Annotated in this window: 9 protein-coding genes; 3 read left to right on the forward strand and 6 right to left on the reverse strand. The window is 59.3% G+C overall.

Going from position 1 to position 20,084, the window contains the following annotated elements; all coding sequences use genetic code 11:
* Positions 1-1,394 precede the first annotated feature (1,394 nt).
* The 3 genes from ASG55_RS14930 to ASG55_RS14940 all read left to right on the forward strand — a co-directional run bounded on the left by ASG55_RS14930 (position 1,395) and on the right by ASG55_RS14940 (position 13,256).
* Positions 1,395-5,039, forward strand: a complete 3,645-nt coding sequence (locus ASG55_RS14930; protein WP_056787847.1) for a Tc toxin subunit A — start codon at positions 1,395-1,397, stop codon at positions 5,037-5,039.
* A gap of 65 nt (positions 5,040-5,104) precedes the next feature.
* Entirely contained in the window at positions 5,105-9,202 is a 4,098-nt protein-coding gene (locus tag ASG55_RS14935) for a neuraminidase-like domain-containing protein (RefSeq protein ID WP_056787850.1), read from the forward strand.
* On the forward strand, positions 9,195-13,256 hold the full coding sequence (locus ASG55_RS14940; RefSeq protein ID WP_056787853.1) for an Ig-like domain-containing protein: 4,062 nt from the start codon (positions 9,195-9,197) through the stop codon (positions 13,254-13,256). Before ASG55_RS14935 ends, ASG55_RS14940 begins: the two co-directional genes overlap by 8 nt.
* Positions 13,257-13,265: 9 nt before the next feature.
* On the opposite strand, the gene ASG55_RS14945 is transcribed toward ASG55_RS14940, so the two are convergent.
* Genes ASG55_RS14945 through ASG55_RS14970 form a run of 6 tightly spaced genes read right to left on the reverse strand, consistent with a single transcriptional unit; the run spans position 13,266 to position 19,964 of the window.
* Entirely contained in the window at positions 13,266-14,594 is a 1,329-nt protein-coding gene (locus ASG55_RS14945; protein WP_056787856.1) for a DUF58 domain-containing protein, read from the reverse strand.
* The gene (locus ASG55_RS14950) at positions 14,591-15,592 is read right to left on the reverse strand and encodes an AAA family ATPase (RefSeq protein ID WP_041479813.1); all 1,002 of its coding nucleotides are present in this window, start codon (positions 15,590-15,592) and stop codon (positions 14,591-14,593) included. The genes ASG55_RS14945 and ASG55_RS14950 overlap by 4 nt, the downstream gene beginning before the upstream one ends.
* Positions 15,589-16,752, reverse strand: coding sequence for a DUF4350 domain-containing protein (locus tag ASG55_RS14955; RefSeq protein ID WP_056787859.1), 1,164 nt, complete (start codon positions 16,750-16,752; stop codon positions 15,589-15,591). Before ASG55_RS14955 ends, ASG55_RS14950 begins: the two co-directional genes overlap by 4 nt.
* Positions 16,749-18,287, reverse strand: a complete 1,539-nt coding sequence (locus tag ASG55_RS14960) for a hypothetical protein (RefSeq protein WP_056787862.1) — start codon at positions 18,285-18,287, stop codon at positions 16,749-16,751. Before ASG55_RS14960 ends, ASG55_RS14955 begins: the two co-directional genes overlap by 4 nt.
* Positions 18,274-19,251: a stage II sporulation protein M gene (locus ASG55_RS14965; RefSeq protein ID WP_056787866.1), complete on the reverse strand. Its 978-nt coding sequence runs from the start codon at positions 19,249-19,251 to the stop codon at positions 18,274-18,276. Before ASG55_RS14965 ends, ASG55_RS14960 begins: the two co-directional genes overlap by 14 nt.
* Positions 19,248-19,964, reverse strand: a complete 717-nt coding sequence (locus tag ASG55_RS14970) for an RDD family protein (RefSeq protein WP_041479810.1) — start codon at positions 19,962-19,964, stop codon at positions 19,248-19,250. Before ASG55_RS14970 ends, ASG55_RS14965 begins: the two co-directional genes overlap by 4 nt.
* Between the last annotated feature and the right edge of the window lie 120 nt (positions 19,965-20,084).

Genomic DNA, 20,084 nt, shown 5'->3' on the forward strand with positions numbered 1-20,084 from the left:
CCCTTGGGCGATCCGAAAATATTGAGCCAGGATGGCGACTGGTCGATTGACCTGAGYCTCGAGCAATTCAGGCTCTACACCTTTGACGCCCAGCAGACACTGGACGGTCGACCGTCGCTACACAGTGACGAGCATGAATTGACGGTGGTGCTGCTRCCGCCAGAATTTCTCCAGCCGATACAACACGGCAAGTTGCCACGAACCGCGTTGCTCAAGGGTACGGGCATGAGGGGCGGGGTTGTCGACGTCTGTCTGCAAGGGCTTGCCGAACCTCTGCTCAGTGATGTCATTGTGGATTGGRCGGGCAATTGGCAAGCCGAAGTGACGTTGCCGGTGGGCAGCAAAACGATCTGGGCCCGGCAGAGGTTCATGGATGAAAGCGGCAAACTGCAGGAGTCGAAAGACAGCGAGCCGCTGCACTTTGACATTGTGCCAGCGGCACCCTTCATTGAAACCCCGRTCGAGGGCGATGCCATCGGGCAGCAGGTGGTGGTGTGCGGTTTTGGCGTGCCGGGCGATACGGTTACGGTGACGCTGGTAGGTGCCGCGCGTTCCGAGCCGGCAAGCGCCGTCGTGCAGGAAAATCGCACYTGGTCAGTGATGCTCGATGCAAGTCTGCTCGGCGGGGGGCTTTACCGGCTCGAGGCAGTCGCATCTCTGGACGGGTTCGAATCATTTGAAACCCTGCGCTCGGTCTTTCTGGGTACTTTCCGNTGGTCAGTGATGCTCGATGCAAGTCTGCTCGGCGGGGGGCTTTACCGGCTCGAGGCAGTCGCATCTCTGGACGGGTTCGAATCATTTGAAACCCTGCGCTCGGTCWTTCTGGGTACTTTCCGACCTGTGCTCGACGGGCCTGCAGCCGGACGCTGGGTCAGTCATCCAGTGCAGTTCAGCGGCAAGGGCCGTCCGGGCGTGGGCGCCATCGTGAGTTGGTACAACCCGGATRTTCAGTGGCTGGCTCAGGTACCCGTGGTCGATGAGCACTGGCGCGGGGCGGCGACAAGGGCACTGCCTCTGGCGGGCAACTGGTACCGATTCCGGCAGACGCTGACTGACGCGGCGGATGACGCAACGATGTCCGATTGGGCNGCGGGGCGGCGACAAGGGCACTGCCTCTGGCGGGCAACTGGTACCGATTCCGGCAGACGCTGACTGACGCGGCGGATGACGCAACGATGTCCGATTGGGCTGACAGCGCGCGTTTTGAAGTCGAAGCTGCGCGCTTGCCCCACGCCGACTCCTGAAATCCAGCTTCCGACGAACGGCTATCAAAACTGTCAGAACTGACAGTGGACTTGACGGCGTTCGAAGCGCTCAATCGTACTCACTGAATGTGCAGCCTGACGAAGGACGTCAGGTTGCGCGGGCCAGTTGTCGCCTAAAGGAATCTGATCATGGTTGATTCGCGCCGTCCCGCCCTGCAACTGTTCGATGAGTTGTTCAGCGAGGAACAACGAGCACAGAACGTCGGACTGCAGAACCTCGAGACATACCTGCAAAACGGTGGATCAATTTATCCACTGGTTGAAAGGGGTGTTCAATGCATGGTCCAAGAGCATCAGCTCAGCGTTGAGCAAGCGCAACAATATTGGCGCGGCGCCAATAGCATAGCCACGTCTCAGCGGCGCCAATTTATCGAGCAGACGCTGAGGGGCACCAGGCCCGCGCCAAAGCGCAGCTCCAGCGGTTTGTTATCGATCGTGGACGGTCCCAATTATCACGCTCTGATCGGTACCGATTTTTCCGCGTTGTGCCCGCCAGATGCACTGGAGTCCATCTGGTCGCCAGTGGCGTATCTGATCGACTTGTTGCGCTGGGTTCGTGACCGTCTGGAGGGTATCAGAGAGGAAGACGATTTCTCGCTGCATAACCGGCGCACAGATCTCTTGGCACTGAAGGTCGACTTCAATGCGGTTTATCAATCGATCTCTTCTGTGGACATCATCGTTGAGGTGCTGGAGAAATTCATCGCGGCGCAAACGGATATCGAATCCATCGAAGACGCGCTGATCGCAGCCCGCTACCCCAATGGTCTGCCTTATTACCAGCATTGGGTCACAATTGATGGTATCGCGCAGTTTCATGACTTGTCGGTGGGCGACTTCGAGCACCGGGTCGACCTGGCTTATCCCTATTTTCTGCAAGCCAATGCTCGAGGTGCCAATACTGCACAGGGTTTCGCCCATGCCTCGCGGCTTGGCCCTTATCAGCGCCAGTTGCTGACCGAACCGCGTGCGGATTTCGCCCTTCGCGAAGATTTTTTTGCGCACAACTTTGGTACCTATACCGAGATGTATTCGAATCTCAATCAGGTGGAGTTTTTCGGTCAGCGCACCAAGCTCGACAGCCGACAGATCGAGGCTCTTCTGTCGATTGGCGACTTTGCTCCCGTGCGCTCGGCCAATGTGACCTACCCGGATGAAACGCCCAAGCAGCCTGAAAGCGAGCGCTCGGGTTCGGTTTACATCAATGACGGTACTGCGCCGGCGGTGGGTTTCGATCCTGCAACCAAGCCTCGCATTCGAATGACGGCAAACCCCGACGAACTCATCGGGTTCAACCGCTATACCCGGATGAATCAGATGGTGCGTCTGGCCAACTGGACAGGATTGCCGTTCGAACAGCTGGACGCAGTGTTGACATCGGTCATCCGGGCAACAGGGCGCGGCAATTCAACGAAAGGTCACAGCAACGAGATGGACATCTCCAGTGGCGCGGTTCATGCGCTTGGGTTGTTCCAGACGTTGCGCGAGCGCTACGAATGCACCGCCGCGGACTTTGCTGTGTTTGTGGGTGAGCTGTCGGTTTATGGCCGCGGTGAAGCGCTCTCGCAATTCGATCAGGTGTTCAATTTTCAAACCGGTTATCGCGAGCCTTTCAAGCTCGACAACGATGAGTTTGCGGTGGCGCCGATACCGGGCGTGGTGGATCTGACGATCAGCCAGCTCTGCAGTGGTCTGGCGATTGATCCGCAGACTTATTACGTGCTGGCGAACGCTGTGGCCAAGGCTCATGGCTTGACCGACAAATTGAAGCGCAACGCAGCGATCATCTCGAGCTTCTACCGTTTGGTGAGGCTGGCCCGGCTGTTGAACATCACTCCGGTTGAAGGCGTGCTGATGCTATCGATCCTGGGCGGCGATGACTGGGTCAATGGCTTGGCCGGTACTCCTGTCATCCACGATGTACCGGACGGTTCACCGGATGCGCTGGAACTGATCGAGGCTATGCAAAGTTGCGTGCAGTGGTGCGCGCAAAACAATCTGCCGGTGTTGTGGGTGTTGCAGCATGCGGTCGCTGCGCCAGCGGCTCAGGATCCATCCGAACAGGATGAGCAGTTTTTCGAGCAGGTTCGCAATTTGCTGCCGACTGCACAGTTGTCCAATAGTACGTTTCTCATGGCAGGCGTTCCGGCAGCCGGGGCCGCGGACTGGATCGAATTTCTCGCGACATCCGCCGACAGCCTGGGGCCGATAACCGACGGGCATGGTTTGATCCTGCCTCCGGAGGGAAGCGCTGAGATGTATCTGGCCTCCGTCCATAAAAAAATCGCCTGGGCGGTCGACAGCGCCTTGGGTGAGATCGAGCCAGCGTTGCGGCAGAGCATCATCGACAGCATGGTCAGCGCGTTTTTACAGATGCGCGATGCGCAGACTTCGCTGGTCAAGGAGACGCTGGCGGCATACGCCGGCGTTGGCGTGGATCAGGCATTGCCGGTCCTGAACTGGGCAGACGTCACGGTGCATCAGTTACTGCTGCATGTGCTGGAGCAAGCGGATGCGGGGAGCGAAGGGGGCGGCCGAACTCGCCCCCGAGTTGCCGACACATCATTCGATCTACTGGCTGAAGTTCGCCGGCGCAGTGAGGTGGTGTCGACCCTGGGGTTAAGCGCGGCGCTGTTGCAGGATTATCTGGATAGCGGCTACAAGGACTGGCTGGTTCAGGACGACAAGCATGCGTTGACGGTGCGCACGCTTTATTACCTGACCATGCTCACTCGCGCTTTTGCCCTCGCCTCAGCCTCGAGCGGCCAACCGCCACAGAAGCTGTTGGACTACCTGCGCCAGGTCAACGCATTGCCGGATGTCACCGGAGATGCGAGATGGCTGGCACAACAGGCGGCGGCGATCAAACTGGCCGATTTTTTTGGCTGGAGCGTTCAGGAAGTGCGCGAATGTGTCAGCCGCATCGATCCCGACCTGAAGGTGTTGAAAAACCTTCCCCAGCTCGATTTGTTGATGCGCGTGCTGGCGCTGTCCACCGAGACCGGCATGGATGCGTTAACGATTTTTCTCATTGGCAATCTGCCCGAAACCGTCGACAAAAAATCCTATGCCGATGCCGCCGAACATGCCCTGCTCGGCGAGTCCGATACTCGTGCCCCGATCGTGCATGTTCCAGGCGACGTCAACGGGCTGGTCACAATCACGTGCGAAGTGGTGGGTGACAGCACCGTCGTGGCTAACAAGCCAGACGAAAAAGTCATTTATAAAGTGACCCTCAAAGACGCCAATGGAAAGTCGCTGAGTGGCGTCAATGTTTATTGGCGCGCGACATTGGGCACCATTGAATACAAGGCGACGGGAACGGACGGAACACTTTTGGCCGAGTTTATCCCCGGCAAGGTCATGGGCCGCGACACGCCACTGCTTTGGTTGGATTTGTTCGAGCCGCAATACGCCCCTCCCATAGAAGTCACCGCCGACTTCAGTACGTTGTCGTTCCCTATTGCAGAACTTTCACCTACGCCTTTGGAAACAGTGAAACACGGTCATGAAGTAGAACTGTATGCGGTGCTGGAGGACAACTACGGAAACCGCGGACAAAACTCGCTCGTGGAGTGGTTCGGCAAGAACGTTCCGCCCGCGAAGATGGATGCCGTCACCATTCGGCCGGCGCAGGGGTTCACAGATCAGCAGGGGCTTACCCGGGTTTTTGTCTCAAGCAAGACGGGCGGCACATTCGTGTTCAGCGTTCGCTCTCAGTCTGGGGAAAACGAAAGAATATTCCCCCATGCCATTACCTTTGCCAGGGAGTAGCGGCAGGGCGTTGCATACCGCCTGGCGAACGTTTTTCCCCGGGCCATATTCCAAGGAGCAAGATCATGGCACTGAGTAATATTGGCGGGCTGCTGGAAAAACGTCGCTCGGCACTTCTTGAATACTGCATCGGTCAAGTGGCCAATGATAAATACCCTTTTCTGAAAACACCTGAAGACTTGTTTGAATTGCTGCGCATGGATCCTCTGGATACTTATCAGGTCAAGAGTTCCAGAGTTGCCGAAGCGATAAGTTGTGTGCAGCAGTACATCCATGCGGTGTATCGAAAGCTGGAACCAGGATTCCGGGATCACGAGTTCGACAAGCGTCATCTGCGCGAATGGGAGATTTTCAGCAATTATCCCGACTGGACCGTGCCCCACCAGATTTCATGCTATGCGGAAAACTTCATCGTTCCATCGGTGCGATTGCGCAAAACCAGTCTGTTCAAGAATCTGGAAAACAACCTGAACCAGGCCCGTCTGGACAAAGATACCGTGCAGGCGGCGCTGCAGGATTATTTGCAGGCATTCGAACAAGTCTGCGATCTCGATGTGATCAGCTGTTTCATGGACGGCGTGACACCGGCCAAAGCTGATTACTACTTTCTGGGGCGGCAGCGGGTGCAGCCGTTTCAGTATTTCTGGCGCAAGGCCGAGATCGAACTGGGCGCAACCAGCGTTTCGGTCAATCCGGCGGTCTGGAGTGAATGGCAGGCCGTGGAAATCCCGACCGCCGATCAGGTGCTGGATATCCGCCCGGTGTTCTGGAATGGCCGGTTGTGTGTGGTCTGGGCGGAATGGCGCGACGCGGTAGTCGCGAGTGCAGCGGAGTCGCTCAGCCCGAGCAAACTGGTGATCAATCTGGCATTCATGAAGCAGAACGGGCAGTGGTCTGCGCCGTTGTGTGTGCACAGTTCAGAACACAAGGACGAGGGTTTGGCGAGCTCCAGACTGATTGCGACGGTGCAGGTCGATTATCTGAATCCGAAGGGCAAGTTGGGGATTTTACTGACGGGCAACCTATCTTCGCCATCCGGCAGTCTGCGGGTGCATGGTGTCTACGACGTTCTGATGCGCCCCCTTCTGGACGGTGGCGCATGGCTGGATCTGGCGCTTGAGGAGCGATTTGTCAGCAACGATACGGTTCAGCACCCACTGAACAGTCAGGTGACTGTTGTCACTCGCATACAGACCCATGGTTCCCTGACGCCCTATCTCGACCTGCACGTTATGGCAACGCGCGCGGATGACAAAGATGTGCTGACGGTGCAGGGTTTTTGCAGCCCCACGGGCCTGGACAGCGCTCGGTTGAAAATGGAGCTGCAAATTGCAGGTCTGCCTTCTGATAGTGACCCGCCGCCGATCCTCGAAGAACAGGATGCAGGCGGGGGCTGGGTAACTCAGTCGTGGACTTCCTCGCGGACGAAAGGCACCTGGCCCACGCCAGTCATTTTTTCATTCGCCTCTCCCACTTCCCCGACAGGACAGAAAGAGTTCGACCTGACGATTGTCGATCTCATGGATTTCGTCCCGCCAGCTCTGCACAAGAACAGTACCGACGGGGCACAGTTTCTTTCATTCAATCAAACTGGACTGGCGTTGAAATTCATTCGGCTCAATTCCTTGTTTGGCTCGGAACTGGTGAGATGCTCGAATATTTCCGTGGACGCCGTGCTGGACTGGTCCAACCAGTTCATTCGCGAACCGTCGCCGATCGGCGCAGAGTTCGTTGAACCACCCAATGGTGCCTTCGACGGTGCCAATGGTCTGAACTTCTGGGAGCTGTTTTTTCACCTGCCGCATTTGATTGCCACCCGGTTGCGCGACGAAGAACGCTTTCAGGAAGCGCAGAGCTGGCTGCATTACGTATTCGATCCACAGGCCACCGCAGATCCGGCCAATCCGCCGGTTCCGATCGCGAACCCGAAACCGGCGTATTGGCGTTGCCGGCCTCTGGATATCGCAACAGCGCCGGGCAATCCAGGGTGGGAAATCCAGAATCCCCTCGATCCGGATGCCATTGGCTATGCCGCACCCGCACATTTTCAGATCCTGATGTTCACCGACTACGTAGAAAACCTGATGGCGTGGGGCGATTGGTATTACCGACAATTGACCCGTGACAGTCTGGTGGCCGCCAAGCTTTGCTATGTCCAGGCCGGGTTTCTGATGGGCAAGGCGCCCACCGCCGACACAGCGACTCATTGGCAGACCGACACCGTGGAAAACCTCTTGGACAATTGCGAATCGCGACCCCTGCTTGAAGCGCTTGAAAAAACGCTGGATTTCAACCTGGCAGATTACCCGATCGCTTCCGACACCCCGCCGATCCTGGGTTTGTTGGCCTGCGAACCTTTCAGAATTCCGATCAATCAATCGCTGCTCGACCTGTTCGCAAAGCCGCAGCAACGCCTTGATAACCTGCGCAACAATCTCACGATCGATGGCAAACCGCTGGACGTGTTGCTGTTCAGCCCGATGACCGATCCCAGGCAATTGCTCCGCGATCTGGCCGCTGGTAGCGCGGCCGGGCCCAGACCGATGGGCGGGCGCCTGGTGGTCAATGCGTATCGCTGGCGGGTCACGTTCGAAGTCGCGTTGCGCGGGGTACAGAGCCTGCGGGATTTCGGCAGTCTGGTGCTGCGTCTGCTCGAGCAACGCGACCGTGCCGAGCAGGAAGAATCGCAGCAGAACCATTTGCTTGAGCTGGGTCGCTATGCCGAAACGGTACAGGAACAATCCATCGCCCAATTGGAGGCGAATGTCACAGCGCTGAAGCAGAGTCGGGCAATGGCGCAGGACCGGGCCGACGCCTATGCAATGCGTTACAGCGAAAACGTTTCGCCGATCGAGTATCAGGTCATGGCCAGTCTGCAGCAGTCGAAGACATCAGCACTGCAGGCCAAAGTTGTCAGGGTGGCAGGGGGCGTCATCGCGGCGTTGCCAAAAATCTATGGTACTTCCAACGGTGGCTTCAAACCCGAACACACTTTCGATGCGGTGGCTTTCGGCCTGGAGGTTTCTTCGTCATTGCTGCAAATCGACGCCGACCGACAGGCCACCACTGAAGGTTATCGCCGTCGCCGCAGTGAGTGGGCGCTGCAACGCGATCAGGCGCTGGCGGAGGTGGGCGCAATCGATGCGCAGATCGAAGCGCAAAGCCATGCGGTCAGCGCGGCGAGGTCCAGCCTTGAACAGACGCTCAGGGCCAACAGCCAAGCGTTGACCATGTACAACTTCCTTAAAAAACGCGCGAGCAATGCCGAGCTGTTCGGCTGGATGCTTGGCCAGCTCAAGGCTCTGCACTATCAGGCGTACGACGCAGTCGTCAGCCTGTGCCTTAGTGCTCAGGCTTCATTGGCTGCCGAAACCGGGGATTATGATGCCCCCGTCCCTTTGCCTCAGGCCTGGCTCGATCACCGTTATGGTCTGGGCTCGGGTGAACAACTGCATATGTACCTGCTGGACCAGGAGCGCAGGCGCTTGCAAAGCTACGAGCGGCGGCCGGAACTGATCAAAACCATTTCCTTGCAGCAGTTGTACGACGACAGAATCGAGCCTCAAGAGGGCATAGCCAGCTGGGCAGATGCACACGCGCAATTGATGGCAACAGGTGTGTTGGAGTTCAGACTGACCCAGTTGTTGTTCGACCGTGATCATCCTGGCCATTTCTGCCGGCAGATCAGTTCGGTGGAAGTCGATCTGCCTGTGCTGGCCGGTCCCTACGAGGATGTGCGGGCAACGTTGCAGCAGATCAGTAGCGTGACCGCGACCCGACCGACCACACAGTCTGTGCAGTATTTGCATAACCCCACCGCAATCGCACCTGGCGATCTGCTGTTCAACCTGCGTAGCGGTCAGCAGATCGTTTTGTCGGTCGGGCTTGGCGATAATGGCCAGACCCACCAGAAACCCGACGAAGGATTGCTCAACCCGTTTGAATACACGGGTGCCGTTTCCCATTGGCGGCTGAGTTTTCCTCGCCCGCTTAATCAGCCGCAAGCTGCAATGCTCAAATCCTTGACCAATATCATTCTTCGCGTGCGGTACTCCATCAAGGCCGGCGAGCCGACGTACGTCCAAAAGGTCACAGACCTGGTGACCGAGGCTGAAAACACCTATCTGGCGCGCCAACGCAACGGAGCCAGCGATCATGAATGAGCCCGTCGTGCAAAAAAATGAAAGCCTGCTGCTCAATGGTGACTTCAATGATCGACTCAAAGAGTGGCGTACCAGCGGTAGGGTTGGCCTGGCGAGCGAGTTTTATGATGGCGAGTTAGTCAATTTCATGGAGGTCGGTGTCGGGGCTTCGGCCACACAGGAAGTCAAAGCTCCCAAAACCCCCGGTGCACAAGCCGGTTACGAACTGACGTTTCTATGTGAACTGCGGCCCGGCGTTTCATGGTCGGGCGAATCGGGCTGGTTGCACATCCGCAAGCGCGGTGAAGTGTTGATGAGCATCGAGCTCACGGCGCCAGAAGGTCGGAATCCGGAGCTCGAAAACGCCCGACGGCTGGCGGGACAGCCGCTTGAATTCAAGCCGCGCGCGTATCAACGGTCGCTGGATCAATTGGAATTCGTCAGCGATGACGCATTGAGCTTCGAGGTCAGCGGTGTCCCTGACAACACGGGCGACAATCGTTCGGCAATCTGCATCACTCGAATCGACCTGCAACTGAAGCTTGAACCGCTGCAACTGCAGACGGTGCGACTGGATAGCGAAGATCTGCCACCAGGCCAGACGTTATACCTTTGCCTGGGCGCTTCCCTTGGCGATGACCCGGACGACTCTCTGTTCATTCCCCACGGCCTGTCTTTTATTCCGGCAGACGGCAGCGCCTGGCTGGATACGAATATCGCATTGATCATTCACGGCAACCCGATGGAGTCAGTCAAGGCGACCCCCGACTGGGGCGCCTATCAACCGCTATTGTCGCAGTGGTCGCTCGATTGCCCGGATATGCAGGAGGAAAAGGCTCATGACTTCACGATAAGTCTGGTGAACCAGTACAACGCCGAGCCTTACACGATTGACGTATCGTTGGGGCATCATCGATTAGCGCTTCGCGAAGTACAGTGCGCGGCTTATTACCCGGTCCTGGAGTATGCGCAAAGCGTCCGTTTGGGTGTGCAGGTTCTCTCTTACTACACCAGTCAGGCGCTTGATGGCCGGGAAGTCAGGTGGACGACTGCCGGGCAAGGTGTTCTGGGCACCAGCATCACTGATGAACAAGGCTTGGTCTACTTCGATTTCGTTCCTGAGCAAGCAGGCGATTTCGTCCTCACAGCTTCGGTCGACAGTCCTTATTACCCTAGTGGCGAGGTGACTCTCGAGTTTTCGGTCACGGTGCTGGCGACCGATCCCTGGATGGACTTGCGTTGCGTTGTCGAATCGCAGGTAACCCTGTGGAGCGCGATCGGTTATCCCAATCGTGGCACTGATTACCCCTTCATTGTGCGCTTGCCCGCCGACAGCCCTTTGCTGGCGACTGATCTATCGCTGCACTGGAGCGGCGTCGGGCATGAAGAGCTGAAGGTCACGGTCAACCCGCCACTCCAGCAACCGGTCGCTTTCGATGGGGACGATAGTCTCTGGACGCTGGCCTGCGAGGACTGGCTGGACGGTCGCTTCGAACTGTCATTGGTCTGCTCGAAGCTGTTACTGCCATCGCCGCGTAAACCCATGTCGCTGGCGCGCAACAAGGTCAGGATCGCTGACACGCGCGGCCCGAATATTTCACCGGTTGTCGAGGACTCCGAAAAGACGTTGATGCGGGTGCAGGTGGTGCATGTCACTGACAAAGGTGCCGGTGAGCCAGTGATTGATGCGATCGTCGACTGGCAAACCCCCGAGGGCATTGTCGAGTCTCGTACCGGCAGTGGGGGCTGGGCCAGCCTGTATTACCGACCGTTGACGGCTTTGAGCAACGAGACGATTACCGCCAGTGTGAGTGCCTACGAAGGCGGGCCGGCAGATGAACACTCATTTTCGGTCACGGCGTTTGCACGAGACGAATGGAAGGACAAGGTCAGCATCACGTTTGATGCCGTTCCGATTGCCCATGACGGAATCGCATGCAAGCGCGGCCAGAGGCATATCCTGACGGTCCGGGCATTAGCGGGCAGCCCGTTGATTGGCGAGGCAATTACGCTCGGATGGCGGAACGAAAATCCAGAGAACGGTCTGGCGGTGAGCGACCTTGACGTACCGAGAATATTGCGCGAAGGGGAAGATCTGAGTTGGTTGTTCAGCTCTGATCGTATCGAAAGTACCAGCAGTATTTTCGAGGTGAGTTTGCGCACTGACACTCTCACGAACAAGGATTTTTCTTGCCGACTGTTATCACCTGACCTCCATGAAGAAATGACCGTGGTCCTGGATCAGATGACCGATCTCAGGGGCCAGCCACTCTTTCCGTGTATCGGCGCTGTACATCGCTATATCTTCCGCACCAATGCGCTAAGCCCTTTAGTGGGTATTGCCATGGATCTGGTATGGAGTGGAAGCCCGGCGGCAGAGCTCGGAATCGAATTGAGTCCACCCCGCGGAAGCGAAAATTTTGTGGATGACAGCGGGTTTATCTGGACGCTGGACTGTTCAAAAAGTACCAAACCCGGTGTCTTCGCACTTCGGTTCGTTATCGATACCCATGGTTTCAGCGACATCAATACGATGACCTTGGGCCACAATAAAATCACTATCGAAGACGCCCGTGCATCTGCGGTGGATCCGGTCATTGGGCAGGATCCTGCGTGGATGTGGCTGAAGGTACGCTCCCCTTATGGTCCCGACCTCGCTCTGGATCAAGTGCCTGTTCAATGGACAGGCGACGGCAGCACCGAAGAGCACAGGACGGCTGCCGATGGCTGGAGTGGTTTTCCCTTTGCGCCATCCACCGCAGGTGAACATGTGGTGACAGCGGCGGTTATCAGCCCTTATGACCGTTTTGAAGAGCGCCGAACCATGAAGGTTCTAGCGCTGGAAGGGGATCCCTGGGCCGGATTTGAATACAGTTTCGACTCCCAACCGTTTCAGCCACTGGGTCAAAGCGCTGAGTTCCCTCGGCGCAAGGGGCAGCACCAATTGCGCGTGAGTGCCCCGGCGGGCAGCGCGTTGTTTGACCATCACCTGACGCTGGGCATGACCGGCACCGGGCCGACGGAATTGGGCATGCGCTTCGAGGAGCCACGTCTGGGTGACCCCAGGCTTTTCTCGAGCGCTGGAATGACCTATCGGTTCAACGCGGGCGACATCAAGGACGGGCGTTTCGGCCTGCGCTTTTCCTCGGCGCGGTTGGCCAGGCTTTCTCCGGTTATTGCAATGTCGCTGGGGCAAGGCGCGCAGGTGGTAAAAATTGCGGATCGTTCACGCAGCAGTCAGACGCTGTTTTGGGGCGAGGCTGTATCTGAGCAGATCACCATTGTGTCGGGCATCAGTGGCAGACCGATGGTGGGGATGAAGGTTGTCTGGTGCAGTCCGGACCTTGGTGAGGTGACCACCACTACCAACTTCTACGGTGAAGCGCGGATACGGTTTGTGCCGACAACACCGGGTGCGGCGCAACTGACCGCCACGGTGGGCGATGCGCTGTATTCGGAGTCGATTTCTTTACCGTTTTTGCTGCACGAGCCCCGGGAGATCAAGGAACTGATCAGCGCTGATCCGAGCGGGTATCCGGGGCAGGTGATGACCGCGCAAGTCCTGGTAGTGTCAGCCAGTACCGCGCAACCCTTGGCCAATGTCGAAGTGATGTGGGAGTACGACCGCACCTCGCTGCCGACAACCCTGACGGATGCCGAAGGCAAGGCAACGGCGCGCATTGTCTTGGGAGGAGCAGGCGAGGCTGCATTGCGGGCGTCGGTAAAGGGTGGTTTGGCTGGCTGGGTGGTAAAAACGCTCTGGTTGACCGTCACTGAGTGTCCAGCAGCGGTGGAATCCGTTGTTGCGTCGCCTAATCCGGTTCCCTTGCAGACCTACGTCTCCATGACCGCGCTGATTGTGGCCAAGGAGGGGCGAGAGCCCATGCCCAGACGGAAAATCCTTGTTTCCACAAATGGAGCACCGTTCACTGAGTCGTTTACCGATCACCGCGGGCGATACCAGGCTCACTGGCGGCCGATGAACCTTACGGAGCAGATTTCGCTGGTCGTCAAAGTAGAAAACAGCGACGGCACTTCGGACAGCGGCGCTGTGTATGTTGCAGTCACCAACTGATCGAATCTGTCAGATCGCAGCGGTCTTTTTCCAGCTCATGTAACTTGTCACCAGTCCGGCCCCCAGCTCGGCGGGCCGAACATCCATCACTGCAACGCCATGAGCAGTCAGCCGCTCATGGAGTTGCGAGCGGGCATTGAGAAAATCGATGGTGCCGCAGTAGGCGAGCGCCTCGGGCAACGTTTGCACCGTGGTCTGGTGCAATGTATCCAACGCCTGTTCACGCAGGCTCGCCACCAGCACCCGATGTTGTGCGCTCAGACGTTTGACTGCGGCCAGCAGTTGCTCGTCTTCATCGCGCAAATTGGTTACCAGCACTACCAGCGCCCTACGCTTTTGGCGGGCCAATAGCTGGTTGGCTGCAGCCTGATAATCGGCGGGGCGCTGAGTGCTCTCGAGGTCATAAACAGCGTTGAGCAAGACATTCAGTTGGCCGCTGCCTTTGACCGGCGCGACATGGCGCGGCTTATCACCGGCAAAGGTACTCATGCCCACCGCATCCCCTTGGCGCAACGCCACATAACTGAGTAACAGGCAGGCATTGAGCGCGTGATCGAAGTGCGACAGCTCACCGTCCTGGCTGCGCATCTGCCGGCCGCAGTCGAGCATGAAAATGATCTGCTGATCTCTTTCGTCTTCGTACTCGCGGGCAATCGGTGTGCGCTGACGGGCGGTGGCTTTCCAGTCGATCTGGCGCAGGCTGTCGCCCTCGCGAAATTCGCGCAACTGATGGAATTCCTGACCCTGACCGCGCCGTTGTCGTTGGCGCACGCCGAGCTGGCTGAGCCAGTTGTCGACGGCGCGCAACTCGCCGCCGTAAAGCCGGGCGAAGTCCGGGAAGACGCGGGTTTCGTCGCGGACGCTGAGCAGGCGTTTGCCGGACCATAATCCCAAAGGGCTGGGCAGGTTGACTTCGCACTGTTCGAAGCTGAAATGCCCGCGTTCGAGAGGGCGCAGACGGTAGCTGATCTGGCTGACATGGCCGGGTTGAAGCTCGACAAGCATCGGCAGATGTTCAAACGCCAGACCGTCGGGAACGTGGTCGAAGAGTCCAATGGCCAGTGGCTCGGCAAATTCATGGGCCACCTCCAGCTTCACCTCCGCCCAGCGCCCCAATGCCAGGCTGCCGGGCATCTGTCGCTTGATGCGCGGCGAGGGCAGGCGTCTGAGGCGCACAGCGTCGATCACCGCCAAGGCCAGCAGCGCCAGGAGCAAACCCCAGTTGATCGAAATCAGGCTGGACGGGAGGTCGATCTGCAACGCCTGCAACGCGCCGAGCACGATACTGACAACCACCAGCAAGGCCAGCCAGATCAGCAGCAGCCGAGACGGTTTCACAGGCGCGGCGCCGGCACTTGATCGAGCAATTGCGTGAGCACCTGATCGACCTGCAGGCCTTCGATATCCAGCTCCGGCGCGATGCGCACGCGATGACGCAACACCGCCAGCGCGCAGCCTTTGATGTCATCCGGGATTACAAACTCGCCGCCGCGCAACAACGCCCGGGCACGGGCACAGCGAACCAATGCAATCGAGGCGCGTGGCCCGGCGCCGAGGGTCAGCCCCGGCCAGGTGCGCGTGCTGCGCGCCAGGCGCACGGCGTAATCGAGGACCTGATCGTCCAGCGGCAAATCACTGGCGATGCGCTGCAAGGCTTGAACATCCTTGGCTTGCAACACCGTGCGCAGCGGTTGCACATCGAGCATGTCGGCGCGGGTCGAACGACAGACCTGACGGACCATGTTCAGCTCCTGATCGGCGTCGGGGTAATCCATACGCACCTTGAGCATGAAGCGGTCAAGCTCGGCTTCCGGCAGTGGATAGGTGCCTTCCTGTTCGATCGGATTCTGCGTCGCCAGCACCATGAACGGTTGCGCGATGGGCAGGGCGCGTCCTTCGAGCGTCACCTGGCGCTCCTGCATGGCTTCGAGCAACGCTGCCTGGGTTTTTGCCGGGGCGCGGTTGATCTCGTCCGCCAGCAGCAGGTTGGTGAACAGCGGGCCTTTGCGCAGCTTGAACTGCTCGGTCTGCAAGTCATACACGGCGTGACCGGTGACGTCGCTGGGCATCAGATCAGGGGTGAACTGGATGCGCGCGAACTCGCCGCCAAAGCATCGCGCCAGTGCTCGCACCAGCAAGGTTTTGCCCAGGCCGGGCACGCCTTCAAGCAGCACGTGGCCGCCGGCAATCAGCGCGGTCAGGACAGCGTCGACCACCGCATCCTGGCCAATCAGCGCCTTGTTCAATTCGTTGCGCACTGCCTGCGCCAACTGGCTGGCGCGCTGGCGCTGCTGGGCGGCGTGCGTCGCGCTGCCGGGCTCGATCTGTTCAGTCATAACGCGTTCCTCAAGGTTTGCAGATGAGCGACCTGACGGCTGAATTCGGCGCTGGACAAACGCTGCTTCGGTCGTGGGCTCAGGGCCTGGCTGATGGCGCGGGTGGGTTGCCGGGTCAGGCGCGATAACGCCAGCCATTGCTCGGCCACATTCAATTGATCGAAACCGGGATGGCGGCGGCGGGCGCGGCGCAGGATGTCTTGTTGCAAGGCTTGCAGCAGCGCCTGCTGGCCGTTGTGGCGCAGGAGGAAATCGGCGCTCGCACGCAGATGCTCCAGCAGTTGGCGGCGACCCGCTGGCGCCGGCATTTGCACCGGGCCGTGACGCACGCCGGCCTGCCACAACCACAGGCCGATCAAGGCGAGCAGGGCGACAATGGCCTGCGCAAAGTAGCGCCAGAGCAACGTCCACAGACCATCGTGCGCCGTGTTGTAAACCAGCGTGACGTCGGTGTCGGCGCTCAGATACCAGAGCAGCCAGGCGTTGTCGTATTTGCCGATAGCCGGGGTTTTCCACAGCTCGGCATCGGTGACCACGGTGATCGTGCCGAGGCCGTACACCCGTTGCATCATGTGCGTGGCTTTGGCGCTGTTGGCCCAGGCTTGCGCGACATTGTTCGGGTCGTCGAGGTGGAAGTCGGTGTCGAAACCGGCGTAGGCCGGCGCGTCTTCATCTTCCAGATACAGTTTGGTCAGTTTCGGGAAGCGGTCCTTTTCCCCGTCCTCGGGAGGATCTTTCAAGTCCTTGCTCAGCGATTGGTGCAGTTGCACCTTGTCGAGCAGCAGATCATTACTTTGCCCGGTTTGCGCATCCCACAACGATTCGGCGACGAACACCAGACGTCCTCCGGCGCGAGTCCAGTTCAACACCTGATCGACTTCACGCGGTGTCATCCGGGCGCGCTCGCCGAACAACAACAAGGTGTGGCTGTGCGGATCGATCTGCGGCAGTACCGCCAGGGTCTCGGCGTGACTGACCGCGAGGCCGCGCTCGCGCAGGAACATTTCCGCCGCCAGATAAGGATTGGCTTGCGCGGCAGGCGAGGGGCCGTGATCGATGACTTCCTGATAAGGGCGGGCTTTGAGGTAGAGGAACAGACTCAAGCCGCCAAGCAGCAAAAACGCCAGCGCAGCCAACGACCCGCCAATGCGCCGGTTCAATGCCCGGACCCTTTGCTGAACAATTCACGCCAGCCGTTACACAGCTCTGCTTGCAGGTGCGCGGCTGGAAGTCGGTGCCCGTAGGCCATGTTCTGCCAGTGAACAGTGAGGTTGCGGCTGTAGGCGAGCAGGTCCGGGCGTTGCAATTGCTCGATGCGGTTGAGGATCTGGCTCTCGGTGTCGGCGGCTTTGAGCGTCAGGTCGAAATCATGCAACAGATGGCTGAGCAGGCCGCGATAGAGCAGGCCCAGCGCGGCCCGAGGTTCGCTCAGCCACAATTGTTCGGCACTGGCGGCGATGTCATCGGGAAGGGTTTCACGGTTCAGATCCAGCCCGAAGACGTGTGGCGGCGCCGGTGGTTTGCTGCGCGAGGGCAGGTTCGGGCGACGACTGACGAAGGCCCGGAGAAATTCGCGATAACGCCAGACCAGCCAGCCCAGCGCGGCAATCAGCGCGCCCCACAACAGCACTTCAATCACGTGCGCCAAGGCATCAAGGTGTCGACCGTCGAGCCAACCGAGAAGGGTTTTCAGCCACTGCGGAGCCTCACCCGGTTGCGCGTCCTTGGCCGGGCTTGCCGGGTCGTCTCCGAAGCGATAGCGGGTGACGCTTTCCTTGTTCTTGAACGGCGGTTGTTCGAGCAGCGACTGGATGCTGTCGCGCGAGGCCTGACTGGTCAGCGGCTGATTGAGCAACCGTGGAGCATCCGGCGCATCGCTGGCCCATACCGGTTGCAGGTTCGGCAGCAGCAGACACGCCGCCAGCAACACACCGAGCACGCTGCTGTTCAAACGCTGGCGCAAACGGCGGAAAACCAGCTCGATGTCCCAGGCTTCCAGTTGCGTGCGACGGTTCAGGTACAGGCTGAAGCCGCAGGCGACATAAACCGGTCCCCAGGCCACCAGGATCAGCGCATAAAAAACGTTGGTCAGGTGCTCCAGCCAGCGCCAGTCCTGATCGGCGGCAAGCAGCAGCGATTGCCAGTCCCAGTCGGTTTCGATCTGCTGCGGCAAGAGCATGTAGAACAGCAGCATCAAGCCGATCCACAGTGCGGTTTCCAGATGCACGCCGATAATCGTCAGCCATTGCGCGGCGCCACCGTTGCGTTGCAGCAGCACCAGCAGACGTTGTTGTCTGGCCTCGCCGTCGAGCCCTTCGAGTTGGGTCACTGGCAGCACAAAGCTGCGACTCAGACTCAGCCGTCGCCAGGTCAGACTGGCCAGCAGTTGCGGCTTGAGCAGGCGCGGCCACTCGCGCAAGGCTTGTCTGAGGGTTGGCGTTTCACCGAACAGCGCTTTGGAGAGGATGTACAGCGGCAGGCGTTCGTAGGCCGGTTTCAGCCACCAGAAAATGAACACCGCCAGTGATGGCCAATCCCACAGCAACAGGCTGAGCAGGGCGAACAGCGGCAGGGTGACGATCGCCCAACTGGTCATCAACAACCGGCGATGCTGCTGGCTCATCAACACGCCCAGGTCCATGGCTTCCCAGGTCGTGCGCGGGCGGATCACTACGCTGGCGTCACTCAGGCGCATGACGAATCCTTCCGGCAAATAGCAGATACACCGCGACGGTCAGCCACAGCGCGGCGCCGACGGCGTATTTGGTCAGCGGCGTGACACTGGTTTTCGACGACCAATAAGCCTCGATGAATGCTGCGATCAACAGGAACAACATCGCCCCACACACCAGCAACACGCTTTTGCGTGCGGCCAGACGCAGCGCCTCGCCCCATGTCAGACGTCCGGGGGCGATCAGCGCCCAGCCCAGCTTGAGGCCCGCCGCGCCGGCGAGGGCAATGGCGCTCAGTTCGAACGCACCGTGACCGATCACGAACGACCAGAAGGTCTGGCCGAAACCGATCTCGCTGAGATGCCCGGCCACCGCGCCGATGATCATGCCGTTGTAAAGCAGGAAAAAACCGCTGCCCACGCCCATCAGCAAACCGCTGGCGAACGTCTGAAAGGCGATGCCCGTGTTGTGCATCACGTAATAGCCGAACATTACCCAGTCTTCGCTGGCCGCCCGTTCCGCCGAGCGTCCGAGGTGGCCGGCAACGGGGTCGTACATGCCTTGCATCTCGCGCACCTGTTCGGCCGGGATCAGGTTGTAGATCAGTTCCGGGAACAGATAAACCAGCACGCCAAAACCGATCAGGCTGCCGAAAAACAACAGGCTGGCGGCCGCAACGAAGCGCCATTGTTCGCGCACCAGTCGCGGGAAGTCGGCGAGGATAAAGCTGATGATTTGCGCCCCGAGCCGACTGCGATGCCGATAGAGCTGTTGATGGCCGCGCAGCACTTGTTGTTGCAATGAATCGATCAGAAAACTGCTGTAGCCGCGCGCCTGGGCCAGAGCCAGATGTTGGCAGAGACGCCGATAGGCCTTGGGAAAATCGCTGACTTGCGCTGTCTCCTTGCCTTGTTCTAGGCGTTCGAGCGCCACGGCGAAGCGCTCCCATTCGGCCTTGTGGCGACTTTCGAACAGGCTCTGCTTCATGCGCTCGGCCCCAACAGGCCGCGCGCGATGCCGTTGAGTTCAGACACGGCTTTGGGCGCAGAGATGTGCAGCGGCTGCGCCAGCAATGCCGCCAGCTCGTTGACCCGTGCGGGAGAGAGCTCGGCCTGACGCTCGGCGAAACCGAGTACCGCGCGTTGTTCGCTCAAGGTCAGCGGAACGGGGCTGCGGCGAGGTTCAGCGTCAGGCAGTTGCGGGCGGCTCAGCGGGCGTTCGCTGTAAACCACCAAGGTGCCGGCGGCAATGTCGCCGAGGCGTTTGAAGGTCGGGTGTTGCAGGCAACTGAGCGCACCGAGGAAATAGCCGAAGGGCAGTAGATCGACAAAGCGCAACAGGTTGCGCAATAGCGAGGCCGACCAGCCGATCGGCGTGCCGTCATCGTGCACCACGCGCAAACCCAGCCATTGCTTACCCGGCGAACGGCCCTGACGCAGCACCTCGAACAGCACCATGTACCACCAGCTGATGGCAAACAGCAGCAAGGAACCGAGGCCCATGCCGAGCTTGCCGAGAAATGCCAGCGCGATAAACAGCACGCCGAGGATCAAGCCGCGAATGCCTAGATCGATGGCAAACGCCACGGCGCGCACCATCAACCCGGCGGGGCGCAGTGGCAGATCGATGCCTTCCGGCGTTTCGACCTGATGCCGGGTATCCAGCGGTGCTTTCCTTCGCGGTGCTGTGGGCTCGAGCATGGGCTACCTGATGTTCGCCTGTTCGGGATGCAAGTGCGCCTGATGCTAGCAGCCTCTCGGGTGTGGGAGCGAGCCTGCTCGCGAATGTGGTGGATCAGTCAGCCTATGTGCAACTGACGG

Origin of the sequence: Pseudomonas sp. Leaf434, from assembly GCF_001425545.1 — a bacterium.
In the GTDB taxonomy this organism is placed as follows: Bacteria; Pseudomonadota; Gammaproteobacteria; order Pseudomonadales; family Pseudomonadaceae; genus Aquipseudomonas; species Aquipseudomonas siliginis.

Bases quoted from the DNA above. Each gene is read 5' to 3' on its own strand.
- ASG55_RS14940 (WP_056787853.1), top strand. From the start codon at position 9,195: ATGAATGAGCCCGTCGTGCAAAAAAATGAAAGCCTGCTGCTCAATGGT.
- ASG55_RS14935 (WP_056787850.1), top strand. From the start codon at position 5,105: ATGGCACTGAGTAATATTGGCGGGCTGCTGGAAAAACGTCGCTCGGCA.
- ASG55_RS14965 (WP_056787866.1), bottom strand. From the start codon at position 19,251: ATGAAGCAGAGCCTGTTCGAAAGTCGCCACAAGGCCGAATGGGAGCGC.
- ASG55_RS14930 (WP_056787847.1), top strand. From the start codon at position 1,395: ATGGTTGATTCGCGCCGTCCCGCCCTGCAACTGTTCGATGAGTTGTTC.
- ASG55_RS14950 (WP_041479813.1), bottom strand. From the start codon at position 15,592: ATGACTGAACAGATCGAGCCCGGCAGCGCGACGCACGCCGCCCAGCAG.
- ASG55_RS14960 (WP_056787862.1), bottom strand. From the start codon at position 18,287: ATGCGCCTGAGTGACGCCAGCGTAGTGATCCGCCCGCGCACGACCTGG.
- ASG55_RS14970 (WP_041479810.1), bottom strand. From the start codon at position 19,964: ATGCTCGAGCCCACAGCACCGCGAAGGAAAGCACCGCTGGATACCCGG.